At 61.7% G+C, this 14,541-nt stretch carries 17 protein-coding genes; 4 read left to right on the top strand and 13 right to left on the bottom strand.

Annotated features, from left to right (window positions below; genetic code table 11):
- Positions 1-2: 2 nt before the first annotated feature.
- The 3 genes from GGD65_RS00205 to GGD65_RS00195 form a co-directional block, all read right to left on the bottom strand.
- Entirely contained in the window at positions 3-1,709 is a 1,707-nt protein-coding gene (locus tag GGD65_RS00205; RefSeq protein ID WP_246783171.1) for an efflux RND transporter periplasmic adaptor subunit, read from the bottom strand.
- A gap of 49 nt (positions 1,710-1,758) precedes the next feature.
- A complete protein-coding gene (locus GGD65_RS00200) occupies positions 1,759-2,142 on the bottom strand; it encodes a hypothetical protein (RefSeq protein ID WP_183234094.1) in 384 nt (127 codons plus the stop codon).
- A 199-nt stretch (positions 2,143-2,341) separates the two neighbouring features.
- Positions 2,342-2,608, bottom strand: a complete 267-nt coding sequence (locus GGD65_RS00195; protein WP_018317469.1) for a hypothetical protein — start codon at positions 2,606-2,608, stop codon at positions 2,342-2,344.
- Between the two features lie 278 nt (positions 2,609-2,886).
- Between GGD65_RS00195 and GGD65_RS00190 the strand changes: the two genes are divergently transcribed.
- On the top strand, positions 2,887-3,303 hold the full coding sequence (locus GGD65_RS00190) for an SRPBCC family protein (RefSeq protein ID WP_183234093.1): 417 nt from the start codon (positions 2,887-2,889) through the stop codon (positions 3,301-3,303).
- A 277-nt stretch (positions 3,304-3,580) separates the two neighbouring features.
- Positions 3,581-4,021 carry a hypothetical protein gene (locus tag GGD65_RS40045; RefSeq protein WP_246783170.1) on the top strand — a complete coding sequence of 147 codons (441 nt, stop codon included), beginning with the start codon at positions 3,581-3,583 and terminating at the stop codon, positions 4,019-4,021.
- Positions 4,022-4,235: 214 nt separating this feature from the next.
- Here the strand turns inward: GGD65_RS40045 and GGD65_RS00180 are convergent, their stop codons facing one another.
- Entirely contained in the window at positions 4,236-4,631 is a 396-nt protein-coding gene (locus tag GGD65_RS00180; protein ID WP_183234092.1) for a cupin domain-containing protein, read from the bottom strand.
- Between the two features lie 505 nt (positions 4,632-5,136).
- Between GGD65_RS00180 and GGD65_RS00175 the strand changes: the two genes are divergently transcribed.
- The gene (locus GGD65_RS00175) at positions 5,137-5,379 is read left to right on the top strand and encodes a hypothetical protein (protein ID WP_183234091.1); all 243 of its coding nucleotides are present in this window, start codon (positions 5,137-5,139) and stop codon (positions 5,377-5,379) included.
- A 670-nt stretch (positions 5,380-6,049) separates the two neighbouring features.
- On the opposite strand, the gene GGD65_RS00170 is transcribed toward GGD65_RS00175, so the two are convergent.
- From GGD65_RS00170 to GGD65_RS00130, 9 genes are all read right to left on the bottom strand, one after another.
- Complete coding sequence (locus tag GGD65_RS00170; protein WP_312017691.1) at positions 6,050-6,436, bottom strand: ABC transporter substrate binding protein; 387 nt, start codon at positions 6,434-6,436, stop codon at positions 6,050-6,052.
- Between the two features lie 159 nt (positions 6,437-6,595).
- Complete coding sequence (locus GGD65_RS00165; protein ID WP_183234090.1) at positions 6,596-7,588, bottom strand: glycosyltransferase; 993 nt, start codon at positions 7,586-7,588, stop codon at positions 6,596-6,598.
- Between the two features lie 547 nt (positions 7,589-8,135).
- On the bottom strand, positions 8,136-8,741 hold the full coding sequence (locus GGD65_RS00160) for a hypothetical protein (RefSeq protein ID WP_183234089.1): 606 nt from the start codon (positions 8,739-8,741) through the stop codon (positions 8,136-8,138).
- 320 nt (positions 8,742-9,061) lie between these two features.
- Positions 9,062-9,766: a hypothetical protein gene (locus GGD65_RS00155; protein WP_018317477.1), complete on the bottom strand. Its 705-nt coding sequence runs from the start codon at positions 9,764-9,766 to the stop codon at positions 9,062-9,064.
- Between the two features lie 262 nt (positions 9,767-10,028).
- Complete coding sequence (locus GGD65_RS00150) at positions 10,029-10,178, bottom strand: hypothetical protein (protein WP_007591825.1); 150 nt, start codon at positions 10,176-10,178, stop codon at positions 10,029-10,031.
- Between the two features lie 70 nt (positions 10,179-10,248).
- Positions 10,249-11,070: a tetratricopeptide repeat protein gene (locus GGD65_RS00145; RefSeq protein WP_183234899.1), complete on the bottom strand. Its 822-nt coding sequence runs from the start codon at positions 11,068-11,070 to the stop codon at positions 10,249-10,251.
- Between the two features lie 32 nt (positions 11,071-11,102).
- Entirely contained in the window at positions 11,103-11,786 is a 684-nt protein-coding gene (locus GGD65_RS00140; protein WP_183234088.1) for a substrate-binding domain-containing protein, read from the bottom strand.
- 18 nt (positions 11,787-11,804) lie between these two features.
- A complete protein-coding gene (locus GGD65_RS00135) occupies positions 11,805-12,506 on the bottom strand; it encodes a GrlR family regulatory protein (RefSeq protein WP_183234897.1) in 702 nt (233 codons plus the stop codon).
- A 198-nt stretch (positions 12,507-12,704) separates the two neighbouring features.
- Entirely contained in the window at positions 12,705-13,739 is a 1,035-nt protein-coding gene (locus GGD65_RS00130; protein WP_018317482.1) for a glutamine synthetase beta-grasp domain-containing protein, read from the bottom strand.
- Positions 13,740-14,279: 540 nt separating this feature from the next.
- On the opposite strand from GGD65_RS00130, the gene GGD65_RS00125 reads away from it, so the two are divergent.
- Positions 14,280-14,483 (top strand): DUF2735 domain-containing protein, encoded by a 204-nt coding sequence (locus tag GGD65_RS00125; protein WP_018317483.1) that lies wholly within the window; start codon positions 14,280-14,282, stop codon positions 14,481-14,483.
- The last annotated feature ends 58 nt before the right edge of the window (positions 14,484-14,541 follow it).

The raw sequence follows: 14,541 nt of genomic DNA, 5'->3' as shown, positions 1-14,541 counted from the left end.
GTCTAGCGGATCTGGTTGATGAGGTCGGTGCCGCGAACGACGATGCGTTCGCCCTCGTTGAGGCCGACCGCCACAATCACGTGGGCCGCGTCGACCGGCAGCACGCGAACGGGCTTCGGCTCGAAGCGCTCGGGTCCGGAGTGCTGCCAGACGATATTCTCGCCGTTACCGCTCCGAACGACGGCATTGCGCGGAAAGAGCAGGCCCGTTACGGGTGCGCCGGTCTGGACCATCACATTGAGCGGCTGACCGATATTGAGGCCCGTTGGCGGCTCGGGCATCGCAAACTGAACGACGGATGCGTGTTGGCGCAGGGCCCGGCTCGTTCCAACGAAGGTCAGCGCAATCTGCTGCCCATTCGGGGCCATCGCCGTTGCAGCTTCCGGCTGCTTCAAACCGATATCGTCATAGGCCAATGCCTCGACCCAAAGGCTGCTTGGGTCCGCGATCTGAAACAGGATGTCTTGCGGCTGAATGACCTGGCCCGGCACGACTTTCGCGGATGTGATGATGCCGTCGGTTGATGCCCGCAGCTCCTCGAAGCCGGTGCGGGAATTTCGGACCGTTTCGCGGCGCGCCCGCAGACCCTCCAATTCACTTTCGAGGTCGTTGACCTGCCCTTGCGGCACCGCGCCGCGTTCGGCCAACGGCCTCAGCCGTCGCAGCTTGTTTTCCGTGACGGCCATCAACTGTTCGATCTCACCCACCTTCTCGAGGATCGTCGTGCGGTCTGCGACCGGCAGATGCGGCTCGATCTGGATGAGCAGATCGCCTTTGCGAACGGTCTGTCCAATGCGAGGTATGCCTCCATTGCTCGGAACGACGCGCCCCCCGTAGACGCTCTGCACGATGCTGCTCCGGTTGGGGTCGGCCATGACGCGGCCGATCAGCGTGACCGCGGGACGAATCGTCTGCGGCTCGGCTGCGGCGGTCCGTACATCGAGTAACCGCTGCGTCGGCTTGGCCGCGAAGACGGTGCCGTCTTGCAGGCGCCGCGGCGCATCGCTCAGTGCGGGAGCATCCGGCGGATTCGGTGGCGTTGGGTTCGTCCGGCCCTCGCCGAACATGATGGCGGCGAGAATGACGAGCGCCCCTGCCATCGCGGCGGAAATGGAGGCGGCCATGCTGCGGCCACGTCGCCTCCAATAGGCGAAGAGAAGGCCGAGACCCAAGCCAGCTAGCGCGGAGGCAGCGATGGCAGTTCGGCTTGAGAAGCGCCAGCCACGCTCATGCTTCTGTTGCGGGAGTCGGGCATCGCCGGCACGCGTCGGTATGAAGGAGTCGACCAGCAGATCATTCCCCTTCCTGGCGCTAACCGAGAAGATGACTTCAACCGATCCAGGCGGTGTGCCATTCGGGATCGTCGCCGTGTAGACACCCTCTCCGTTGCTCGGAGCCTCGATTGGGGCGGAATCGCCGATCGTGACTTGCAAGCCAGCATCCGAAACCGGTTCGTTCGTAACTGCATCGTCAATGAAAACGGAAAGCTTGCCGTCTTTCACGATGCCGACGATCTCATAAAGCTCGGAGCGCGCGACAACCCTCGGATAGGCTGATGAGACAGCCGCCGGCTTGTCGGCATCGCCGTGATCGTGCCCCTCATGGGCAAAGGCGCCTGATAGACCAAAGAACAGGCTTGCCAACCAGCCAAGACCGGTCAGCCAAAGAGTTGTTGGCCGCCCTTTCGGGCAGCGCTGATTCATGAACATGGAAAGATCCTTCAGACATGCAAAAGGCGGCGGCCGAGGGCCGCCGGGATCACGCGATGCTGAAGGTACTTGGTGGCCGGATGAGTGCCTCGGGACTTACCCCGATAATGACCCGCGCAACCGGCAGTTCGACAGCGCCGAGCACTTCAAAGGAACCGAGCAGGTCGATGAACTGCGGTGAGGCGATGGAGGTGCCAAACATGTCCCAAACCACGCCTGGAGCGCCCTCGTCGTCGTGATCGGGCCCATCATGAACGTGGCCTTCGGCGTCGTCACCGCCATGGGAATGCACATGGCCCGCCAGCTGATCGTGAAAATGCAGGGAACCACTTAACGTGACCGAAGGTGCAGGCATCGCGCCAACGGCCGCCTGCACCTGCGAAACCGAGATCAGGGTCACCTGAATCACAAAGGCCCATATCGCCACGAACATGGCCGTTCTGGCGAGTTGACGAAGTCGTTGGACAACACCGTGCTGCACGGCAAAGACCTAGGCCATCCGCGCCGCGATTTCAAGGCGACGGTGCGCGCGCATCGTCCATCGGCGAGAGCTCGCCGGCGTCTCGGTCCATCATCTCTCGGCTCAATCCGAGGCCGCCAGCGCCGCGTGCGGCCGGAAGCGGCCTCGAACATCACTCGGCCGATTTGTCTTGCTTGTGCCGGAAGGGATCGGCGCTGTCATCGTGACCGCTGCGGCTGCTGAAGAACATCAGCGCCATCAGTCCGCATCCGATCAGCAAGGAGAAAAATGTGCCAAGGCCTAGCGCGATCCAGCCGTGCCTGCCGATCTCGACCCCGCTGCTGGCATTCCATACCGAAACGGCCCAGACACCGGTCAAGATCAGGATCATGGCCAAAACGGCGAGCAGGAGGATCTGGCCCTTGCTGATGCGTTCCATGGTCACGCCTCCTGGTGTTTGGCTGACCAACAAGCTGCGCCGGAGGCCGTTCCTCGACCGTCGAGAGCAATTACCGTTTCAGGCATCGGTCGCGGATGGCCCAAAGGCGTTCTGGTGACACCCCTTTCTTTTTTACGCATTAACGGCGCGACCATGTCGGCAGGGACCAGTCTCGATCGTCCTCCGGTGGACACTGCTCGGAAGGGCCGTGTATGGACCCGTGCACGTGAAGTGATGTCATCACCTCAAACCGTCAAAACGAACCTGGAGCAATGCCCATGAGAATTACCGTCGAGACCAACGTAGCCGCCCCCGTCGATCAGGTCTGGCGTGCCTATACGACACCTGCCGACATCGTGAAGTGGAACGCCGCCTCCGACGACTGGCACACGACCAGGGCTACGGTCGACCTGCGTGACGGCGGCGCCTTCTCGTCGCGCATGGAAGCCAAGGACGGCAGCATGGGTTTCGACTTCGCCGGCACCTACACGAAGATCGTTGAACACAAGCGGATCGAATACGCGTTCGGCGATCGAAAGGCCGAAGTCGAGTTCGTGCCCGGCCCAAACGGGGTTGTCGTCCGCGTCGTCTTCGACAGCGAACCGACGCACTCGGTCGAGCAGCAGCAAGGCGGTTGGCAGGCAATCCTCGACAGCTTCGCGCGATATCTGGAGGCAAAGCAGAATAAGTCGTGACGTCGTGTGTAGCAGGAGATGGCGGTCCTGACGGGGCTGATCGCAGCCCGTGCGATTCTGGTCGCTCTGAGTTTGCTGGCGGCTTGCGGGGCCAGAGACGACGCCACGTTCCGTTATCGGCTGTCCTTTTCGGTCAGCGTCAATGGAGCGGTCAGGTCCGGCTCCAGCATCATCGCAGTTCGCTACTGGACGGGGGGAGCCTCCTGGGGGCACAGGTAAGACGACCTACACCATCGTCAAGGGCGTTGCCTCCGTCATCGATCTTGGCGAGTACGGCATGCTACTCGCGGCGATGACCTACGATGTCGATACATGGTTCCGCGATAAGGCCTGCAAGAAACCGATCCCAGCGGATGACCCGGGCAAATTTGGGTTGAAGCTGGCGGCGCTCGTCCATCTCGGCGAAGGCGACAAGCGCGACCTCGCAGACGATTCCTATCCGGCCTTCATCTGGTTTCCGGCCGGCCAGGCTTACGAGCGCGCCCAGCAGCTCTGCCCGCAGCAATTCTCCCGTGCGATCGGCGCCAACATAGAATTGCGATCAGTCACGATCGAAGCCGCGCCCGACACACCGCTGCTGACTAGACTCGAAATCAAGGCCCCTTGGCTCGAGGAGATCAGGATCGATCAGGCGAGGCTCAAGGGAGTTACCTCGTGGAGCGGCATCTTCAAGCCTCGCCGCATAGAGATGATTGAAACAGACGACCCCACAAACTGACTCCGGCTTTGAGGCTGGGGATGTCGCCTTTGGGTCAAAAGCTGCCGTGGCGCACCATGTTGCGATTGGTCCGCTGAGGGTCAAAGCGGAAGTCGCCACTGCTCGGTCGTCGCAGCCCCGCGAGCGCTGGCTGCGACGATCTTTCGGGCAGCCCAAATTTCCGCAATCCTCCGTATCGGCGAATATCAATCCCCGACTCTGGAAGCGCGGATGATCATGCCGGTATCAGGTCGATAATGCGCATGATCGCGACAGTTGAGCCGACATTCTCGAGATCTTCGCCGATGCCTTTCTTGCAAGTCCAAACATCACCCTTCTTCGCAACAAATTCCATGCCGTCGGTTTGTTTCACCCGGAGTTCGCCCTCGGGTACGTGGCAAACCATGTCATTGGGCATGGACGGGTTAGAAGTCGTCGCACCTGGCTGATAAACGACATCGCGCATTGAGACTGTTTTGTAGCCCGGGATCATCGACTCGCGTTTACCCCAAGGTTGGATGCTTACGCCTTGTGGTGGCTTAGTTTGTGCGGAGGCTGATGTTCCCGCCGCGAGCACCGCAGCGGTTGCAAAACCCAGTGATAGCGCTGATCTTCTGTTGATCTTCGTCATCGCTGCTCCTTTGGGCGTTTCGGCCCGCAGGCCTATCCTTAGGGCCTTGGTGTGCAAACTACACTGGATGTTCAGCCGAAGCGCAACCAAAGACTTGCAGGCGGGTGGCTAGCGCAAATTAATGCCCGTTTAGGGTCAGAAGCTGCCATCACGCAACATGCCGAGATTGGTCAGCTAAGGGCCAACAGCGGAAGTCGCGCTCATTCGATCATCTCGTTGCGCAGATAAGTCCTTGGCCCAGATTTCATTTCGGCAGCCCGGGGCAATGTGCCAGCACGCCGGTTGATGGAAACTCGGCGCAGCGGAGTTGATACCGCACGGGATCACCACAGTGGTACCCTGACCTTCCGCCGCCACTGTGGGGCCAAGTCGCTCGGGCGGGGGTCGCATGGTGGTCGGCGCACGAGACGGAACGTTTCACTCCGGCGGCCTGCCTGTGACTGCGTCCGGATAGGCAAATCGCGGAGCGACGCTCCGACGTCGGCTTTCGGGGAGCACACGCGTCATGGATGAAATCCTGCGTTGGGTGGCGACAGTCGGCACGATCGGCGCCGGGCTGATCCTAGCTGCCCGGGCGCGGCCACTCATTACCGGCTGGGCCTTCGTCGTACTGAGCGGTGCATCGGTGATCTGGATCGTCGTCGGCCATCTAACAGCGGAATATGCGCTGATGGTGCAAAACATGGTGGTGACACTTATCAACGTGTTCGGCGTCTACCGATGGCTGATCTGGAAAGGAAATGTATGAAAGCGCTCTGCCGCCCTCGCGCGCGCAGGTCAAGCTTAGCTCGGCGGCCTCTGTCCGGTCTTACTTCACGTCCATTGGGAGATTTGCGGGTTAGCGCCAATAACCTACCAGCGCGCGCCACTCGAATATGAGGACTATGCTGCCGACCAGCACGGTCCCGACCCCGAACATTATCAAAATCATTTGGAGCATCGAAACACCGCGTGCTCTGTCAATGCCGCTAAGTATCAAATTGGACGGTTTTCCCGAAACCTTTACTTGGGTGGCTGCAAGCCCGGCGAGGTCAACCAATCGCTTAGATGCGCGCCGGTCTCAGCAATCCTGACTCGCTTAAGCAAGCCCTCACGTTCCGCACCAGCGGGCAAGTGGCTGGCCCGCTCTTTGAGCTTAATGGCCTGTTCGGCCATTCGTTCTTCAAGGGAGCGAGTTTGCTTCACTCTTTTGCGGCGATCTCCCATGGCGCGGCTCCTCGAAAACTTTCCGACCACTCCAAACTGGAAAAGGTAAGATCGGTTCCCCTACCGGGTAAGCCTAGTCCATCGGATATACAAATTGAGAACGGCAGTAAGTCCGATATGGGTCAGAAGCGGCCTAAGCAGGCGTCGTCGTGAAGGTCAGCTACGGGCTAAAATCGGACTCATGCATCGCAGCAAATACCATCTCTATTCGATCACCTCATCGGCACGAACGAGTAACGAGGGGCGGGCACAGTGAGGTCGAGCGCTTTGGCCGTTTTCATGTTGATGACTAGCTCGAACTTGGTCGGCTGCTCTACCGGCAGATCGGCAGGCTTGGTGCCCTTGAGGATCTTATCGACGTAGCCGCCTGCACGGCGGAATAGATCGGCTATATCGGGGCCGTAGACGACCAATCCGCCATCGGCGAATTGTCGGAAGAAGTAAATCGCGGGCAAATGGTACTCCGCCGCGAGCCCGACAACTCGTGGGGCTTGGCGAATGGTCAGAATGTCGCCAAACACAATCATTGCATCGGCGCGCTGGGCAGCTGCTGAAGCAAAGGCGGTGTCGAGTTCCTCGGTCTTAGTCGCCTCGACTATAGACAGAGCGACCCCGCGCTTCCGGGCTGTGCTTGGTACCTCCTCAGCTAACAGCAGCCTGTGCGTTGGGTTGTCGCGATTGACTAAGAGCGGCGGATGTCTCGACAGGTCAGCTTTGGGGTCAAAAGCGAATATGACGGCCCAGTCGCTTTAGCAGCCTCAGCGGCGCTGAATCTGGAAGATTGACCTAAACCACTCAACTGAAGGCCGCACCAGCAGCCATCCTCGCAACCCAAGAGCCTTCTTGCAGGCGAGAAACCACCACCGCCGCGTTCGTTGAACGCTCGGATCGATACTCACCGCAAGCTTAGAAAGGCGTGCTGAGCTTTCCATCGCTCCTTCATTGAAGGCGGCGCTTGCGCAGCCGATCGCTTCAAGAGCCGACATGTGGATCAACCAGGCACGAAGATCATCAGCGTTCGTCAACCTGGCGGCGCAACTATTCAGGAAGTGATCTATCGCCGCCTTGCGTTGGAGCAGGTCTTGCTCCCGCGAAGGCTCGCTTGACATATTGGCCGAGTGCGATCGATACACAGCTTGATCAGCAGCAATGACCCCCACGTCGCCATGTGCGGCGAGCCGTAACCACATCTCCATGTCAGAGGCGTAGGGCAAGTCAGCCAAATACCCGCCTACTCTTTTCTGCAGGCTCGTGCGGACCACTACGGTGGGTGACAGCACGATATTTCTTGCGCCGCTAAGCGCAATGAAATCAAGTCCGGACAAAACGTGGGTTCTGGATCCCACTCCTGTTCTATGGCGCGAACGCTCCCCCCGTTGATCCACGACAACCGCGCCTCCGAAGGTGAAAGCGACAGAAGGATAATCGTCCATCAGATCCGCCGATCTGTTGAGGGCACCGGGCAGCAGGTAATCGTCCGCAGACAACAAAAGCATGTAGTTGGCCTTCACCCAGGCGATGCCTTCGTTGGCGGTAGCGATGAGACCTTGATTCGAGGTGTGCCTGCGGTAATTGACGCGGAGATCGGAGCCAACCAACTCTTTCGCAACTTCCGCAGTATTGTCGGGCGACGCATCATCGATGATGAGCACGCGCAATTCGGGACCGGATTGCGTCAAAACGCTCTCGACGCACTCTCGCAGGAAGTGCCCGTACCGGAAGCAGGGAACAACGACGTCTACGGAGCTCATTTTGTCGGATTCCACCGACTACAAAAAGCGTCTATCTGTTCAACAAAATACGGATTGAATGGGTTCCTGCCGGTTTCCATGGCCGGTAGTTCATCGGCTCCTTTCAACGCTGCCGATCAAATCCGCTCCTTAACTCCCCGAGTCCGCAACGGGTCAAAAGCTGCGCTCGGCAGTCAGCATGACCTTGGTCAGGTCATCTCTGGGAAGCGGACATCGCCGCGCTTTGGGCTGAGGTCGCCCACGGGCCAATCACGTCGATTTGGACCGCTCTAGGCAAGTCCGATCTACCCTTCAAAGGCGACATGAGGCGACAGGCGGATTCAGTCGCATCCGCAAACGTCGAACTATTGGCCCCGGCTGCCCATCACCTTGGGTCAGTTCGGGCGCAGCTTCGGGGGCATCGTAGCCAAAGTGGATGACCAAGTGCCCTTGGCTTGCTTTCGCCGAAAGGTGGTGGTGAAGCTGGGTTATGTGATGGGGATCCTGCCCGAGCGGGCGTGACTCGCTCGCATCACGCTGTGAAGCATGAACGCTGCTGGCGGCCATCTCAATTCGTCGTGGTCTTGCCGCCGCGCATGGACACGAGCTTTTCCTCACGAAATCGGAGAATGAGCCATGCGGTCTCATCGAAACCGTCTGCGAGCTTTCCGTGGTGAGAATACACCATCTGAGCAGCTTTCGACTTCGACGGCGGTCCGAGCGCCGTGACTACCTCCGAACGCGACATACCTAAATGCAGCTTGCCGTCGAAGACGAGGGGCGCGAACTTTTCCGGGATGATGGCGCAATCGGTCGAGGGTTCGGCGTCTTTCTCGGTGAGCTCTTCAACGATCTCTGTGACGAGATGGTCCGGGCCGCCTATCTCTCCGCTGGATACGACCCATAATCGATGCTGCGCGCGCCTATAACACAGCCAATAGATGCTACCTCCAGCGTCTCCCTGGTGTTGGATGGTCCCTTCGCCCACGGCTTCGCGAACCGCGCCGAGCCGCGTCTCCTCGAAGCGGCCGGCGAATGCGCCTAGCGAAAAGCGGGTCGCCAATCTCTTCACGACCGTCGGCGGCACGCGCTCGAACGCATGTTCGTCGAACGGCGGCGGCGGTGTCTGCGCGGAGCAGTCGTTCGCGGGGATCGCGAGAAGGAGAAGCAGCAAGAGAAGCGTCTTTCGACCATCAACTCCGAATTGCCTTACATTGGAGGTTGAGCGCTTCTCCATAGCTCGATTGCTCATCATTTTGTGCTCAGAGCTTTCTTCATTCGCCTGATCGCTTCTGGGGCGTCGGAAGCGGCCGGGGATAGCCTCTCGCTAATTCCCCGAACCCTCTTCCGACCCTTGGTCGGGATCACAATTCAAATGGTTCATACACGAACTCGGTCAGCTTCCGGTCCGGGTGACTTGCTGAGCTCGCCGGGCCGACGCGTGAGGGCTGCTTCAGCGCAGCAACCGGACTCCGCCCTTGCGAGCACTAGTCCTTAAGCCCTTCTCATCAGCCTCAGCGAGGCCGCAAGGCGCAGACTGCGCTTGCCGGCGAGTGCGATGCCTTCGAGCTCACCGCTGTCCTCGTTGCAGGTCCCGGAGAAGCCGATCCCGACCTCATAGCCGCCGAACACGGGGTTCTCGCCTTTGGCCGGCGTGTGCTCCTGGTTGAGCATCTCTCCCTTCCAGCGGCCGTCTGCCGAAGAGTAAGAGCCGAGATAGTAGAAGAACGCATCGCCGCCGAGGATGCGGCCGTCGATCAGCAGCATCACGCCGGAGAGCCCAGCATCGACGCCGTCGAGCGCGCGCAGACCCATCCCGTAAAGCCCGTTGGCGATGCCGCCCTGCCCGATCGTGCCGCGTGGCGGCAGCGCCCCGTCATCGAGCCGCGTCAGGTTGGCCCAGAAACCGGCGCCCGGCATGGTGTCCGCGCCGCCCGTAAGACGGATCTGGTTGCCGTGCAGCCGGCCGCGTGCGCCGATCCTGGCGACGTCGGCGCCCATCAGCGGCTTGTAATGGGGATCGTCGTTATGCCGTTCGGTGATCACCTCGGCGATGATCTCGCCATCGCGCTCGGCATAGGTGCCGAGATGCGCGAACGCCGAATTGCCGCCCAGCATCTTGCCGTCATGCAGGCACATGATGCTGCGCCCGAACGCATCGTTGACGCCGTATTCAACCTTGTAGAGTCCGTCCAGCAACGCAATGAACCCGTAAAAGCGGAAAAGAATCGCGGGCTACCTAGCATTGCCGCCGCCGCTCGGCCATCCGGCTTTTCCGCGCAGGGCCTTGCGGAACCTCCGCGACCGCGATGCCACCATGCCCCCGATTTGCCCGACGGGTCAATCATCATTTCGCTTAATCCGCAAGCGAACGATTTCATTGATCTGTTATTTCAAAGGCTTGGCTACTGTGCATGGGGTTGTTTTCGCGTTTCTTGTTTGCCGCTGGGCTCATCAGGCGTCAGTGACGTTTGAAATACTGCACCTCGCGCTCGTGTTTCTCGGCGGCCGCGCGGCTCCGGAAGGTCCCGAGGTTACGACGCTTGCCGGTCTTCGGATTCACCTTGCGTGAATAGAGGCGGTATTCGCCGGATGCCAGTTTGCGGATCATGATCGCGCTCCGTTGTGTCTTGAGATCAACGGCGTCCACGCGGTTGAGGTTCCGTCGCGTGCGGCTCTGCTCAGAAGCACAGCGTGGTGACGAGCTTGCCCTGCTTGTCCTTGATCGCATAGGGGCAGCGCAGCCGCTCCAGCGCCTTCTTGGCGTCCTCGTCGCCGAGCGCTGTGGCGCGCTCGTAATAGGCCTTGGCGGCGTCCTTGTCCCTTGCGCCGCCGCGGCCGCCTTCCGCGAAGGCCCCCATCCGCTCCAGCGCGCCGGGATGGTTTTGCGCCGCCGCCTTCTCGAACAGCCCACGCGCCGCGACGTCGTCCTTCGCGCCGCCCGTGCCTTCGGAGAGCATCAGGCCGAGCTGGTACTGCGCCTCCGCATTGGTCTCGGCAGCCTTGCCGAGCAGCGCGCGCGCCTGCGCGGGATCGGCCGGCGCGGCGCCACCTGCGCCGCCGAGCGCAGCGAGGTTGCTGACGCCACGGGGATTGCCTGATTGCGCCGCCTTCTCGAACAGTTTTCGCGCCTGCGCCTCGTCCTTGGCGATGCCGGAGCCGGTGCCATAGGCAACACCGAGCTCGACCATGGCCGCGCTCGATCCCTTGTCGGCGGCCCTGCGCCAGACAGCGATCGCCTCCGCCATCTGCCGGTTGGCGGCGTAGGCGCGGCCGAGCGCGAACATCGCGCGGCGCGAGGACGGCGCGGCCTGCTTGCAGAACCTGATCGCCGTCGCGACGTCGGAGGCAGCGACCTCCGCGACGCCCCTCACGTCAGCCGGCTTGTCGGGGTCGCTGGGATCGGCCGCGACCCGGTCGCACAACACGAGATCGGCCGATTGCGCGCGCGCCGCCAAGGGCGCGGCAAGCACCAGGACGATGGCAAGGAGACAAGTCCGCATGGTCATCACGTTGCGTCCCCGCCCCGGCAAATTCAAGGCTCGAGTCCCGATTGGCGCAGGACGGGTACGACCTCGGGCGATGCCAGATAGCGCAGCAGCCGGTCCGCGGCCTCGGCATGCTTCGCCCCTGCCATGCGGCCGGCGGAGAACACCGCCGGTGTCTGCAGCTCGTGCGGGATCGGACCAACCACCTCGATGCCGCTAACCTGCTTCAGCTCGCTGATCTGCTGCACAGCGAGGTCGGCCTCGCCGCTGACGAGACGCTCTGCCGTAAACCCCTGCTCGACGATGGTCGCCTTGGCGTTGATCTCGGCTGCGATCCCCATCCGCACGATCAGCTGGGCGAAGTAGACACCGCTCGCGCCCAGCCGCGAATAGGCGATGGACCGCGCTGCGAGCAGCGTCCTGCGCAGCGCCGCTTCGCTTCCGATATCGGGATGCGCCTGCCCTGCCCGCACGGCAATGCCGACATAGGAGCGCGCCAGAACGGCCGCGCTCCCGGCGAGCACGCGGCCCTCCGCGATCACCTCGTCCAGCCCTTCGCGCGTGAGGATCACGAGATCGGCGGCCTCGCCGTCGCGCAGGCGCTTCAGCAAAGCGAGGGTCGGCGCGAAGTCGGCGTCGATACGGACGCCGGTTGCAGCCTCATACGCGGACGACAGGCTGCGCATCGCGCCCATCAGGCCGAGCGTCGAGAGCATGCGAAGGTTTTCCATGAGCGATTTCCGTCGCGATCAGGCGCGATGCATCAGCTTGAGCGCCGCAGTTAGGCGCAGGCTGCGCTTGCCAGCAAGCGCGGTCGCCTCCAGTACCGCCTCTTCCGCGTCGTAGCGGCCCGAGAAGCCGATACCGACCTCGTGGCCGCCGAAGATCGGGTCGTCCTTGGCCGGCGTGTGCTCCTGGTTGAGAATCTGGCCCTTCCAGCGCCCGTTCGCGGCGGTGTAGCTGCCGAGATAGTAGAATGCCGCATCGCCGCCGAGGATGCGGCCCCGGTTCAGCAGCATCACGCCGGTGAGGCCGCCATCGAGACCATCGAGCATGCGCAGATGGATGGAGTAGAGGCCGTCGGCGATGCCGGCTTCGCCGATGCCGCCGGCGATCGGCACCTCGTCTTCCGTGATCGGCGTCATCACCGACTGGAAGGGAATGCCGGGCAACTCCTTCAGTTCGCCCTTGAAGCGATAGAGGTCGCCATCCGCCCAGCCCTTGGCGAGCAAGGTCGCATCATCGGTGCCCGCCATGGCGCGATAGTTCGGATCGGGGTTATGGCGGACGGTGTTGATCACGACGTCGACGCCGCTGGCGGTCTTCTCGTAGGTGCCGATATGGGCGAAGGCCGAATTGCCGCCGAGCATCTTGCCGTTGCCGGCATGCATCACGCTCCGGCCGACGGCGTCGCCGAGCTGAAATTTCACCTTGTAGAAGCCTTCAAACACCAGCCGTCCCCGGCCCTGCGCGCATCCTGCGGGCACTCTATCCCGCTTTGGGCCGACATGGACAGGCTTCACGCAACGCAACCCTGCTGCATCACGGGAATGGCTGTCATCAAGATGCTAAAAATCCGCCGGCGCCTTTCAGCTCCGGCGGATTGAAAGCCAACCCGGGCCAGCCCCCCAGCCCGGGCCGGGAGGATCTTAGGCTGCGGCCTTCTTGTCGGCCGGCACGGAGGCGATCGTCTTCAGGATCTGCGAAGCGATCTGGTATGGGTCGCCTTGCGAATTCGGACGACGGTCTTCCAGATAGCCCTTGTAGCCGTTGTTGACGAAGGAGTGCGGCACGCGGATCGAAGCGCCGCGGTCGGCAACGCCGTAGCTGAACTTGTTCCACGGCGCGGTCTCGTGCTTGCCGGTCAGACGCTTGTCGTTGTCCGGGCCGTAGACGGCGATGTGGTCCATCAGGTTCTTGTCGAAGGCGGCCATCAGGGCCTCGAAATACTCCTTGCCGCCGACCGTGCGCATGTACTCGGTCGAGAAGTTGGCGTGCATGCCGGAGCCGTTCCAGTCGGTGTCGCCGAGCGGCTTGCAGTGGAATTCGATGTCGATGCCGTACTTCTCGGTGAGGCGCAGCATCAGATAGCGGGCCATCCACATCTGGTCAGCGGCGGTCTTGGAGCCCTTGCCGAAGATCTGGAATTCCCACTGGCCCTTGGCGACTTCCGCGTTGATGCCTTCATGGTTGATGCCGGCAGCCAGGCAGAGGTCGAGATGCTCTTCGACGATCTTGCGGGCGACGTCGCCGACGTTCGAAAAGCCGACGCCGGTGTAGTACGGGCCCTGCGGCGCCGGATAACCCGAGGTCGGGAAGCCAAGCGGACGGCCGTCCTTGTAGAAGAAGTATTCCTGCTCGAAGCCGAACCAGGCGCCGGCATCGTCGAGAATGGTGGCGCGCTTGTTGGAGGCGTGCGGGGTCTTGCCATCGGGCATCATGACTTCGCACATCACGAGCACGCCGTTGGTGCGCGCAGCGTCCGGGAAGACGGCGACCGGCTTCAGCACGCAATCGGAGCTGTGGCCTTCGGCCTGCTGGGTGGAGGAGCCATCGAAGCCCCAGAGCGGAAGCTGCTCGAGCGTCGGGAACGACGCGAATTCCTTGATCTGAGTTTTGCCGCGCAGGTTCGGAGTCGGCGTATATCCGTCGAGCCAGATGTACTCGAGCTTATACTTGGTCATTGAGCCTCTCTGTAGATGATGCGAAAGGTTGGGGGCCTGGCGGCCCCCGAACGTTTTGTACCCGGCCATCATCGGCCGGCCCCTTACAAGCATTTAACGTGCCAAAAGGCCGCAGCGCGGGAGGTTCTCCACCGCGGCTGTCCCCTGCCCGGTGTCCACGCGATGTCGACGGCGTCGTGCGTCATAGCGGCGCACCATTGCGTGTAGCTGCACCGCAAAAATCCCGCGAAAAACGCCCGATTCTGAAGCAGGCCGGCCCGCGCCGGAGGTTGCCGATGAAACGCGCATCAACGTCCAGCAATTTTCGCAAAGCTTCACGCCCCTGCCTAGCAACCTTTGGAATGGCCCAGCCGTTAGCCACCGACACCATGCCTTAGGGGATGCAGTAGGCCACATGCCTACAAATTGGGCGGAAACTGATTTCGTTTTCAGCACTTTGCAATTCGGGACGCGCGGCCGATATGGGGATTCCAGTAACCACAATCGAACGAGTCGGGCGCACCATGGAGGCCAAGGCGCTTCGACCAAGGAGAAATCGCAATGATGAACAATGGTCTGAGTCACGGATCGGCAACGATCTACCAATTCCCGGTCGGGGGCCGCGCGGCTCTCGCGGGACGCCGCTATGGCGAGACCCGCCTTCCTGCCGATCACGCTTCGCTTCCTGCGAATGTCTCGATCTGCAGCGACAGCTGGTACCACCAAGAGGCGGTCGACGACGCCAAGCCGAAATGGGATCGCTGATGCCTGTGGTTGGTTTGAAACCGCCGCGCGCTCGCAGGCGCCCGGCGGCCGTTCGAAA

This window comes from Bradyrhizobium sp. CIR18 (assembly GCF_014198295.1).
Taxonomy (GTDB): Bacteria; Pseudomonadota; Alphaproteobacteria; order Rhizobiales; family Xanthobacteraceae; genus Bradyrhizobium.
The sequence above is the reverse complement of the archived record's forward strand: the minus strand, read 5'-3'. Positions and strand labels throughout refer to the sequence as shown.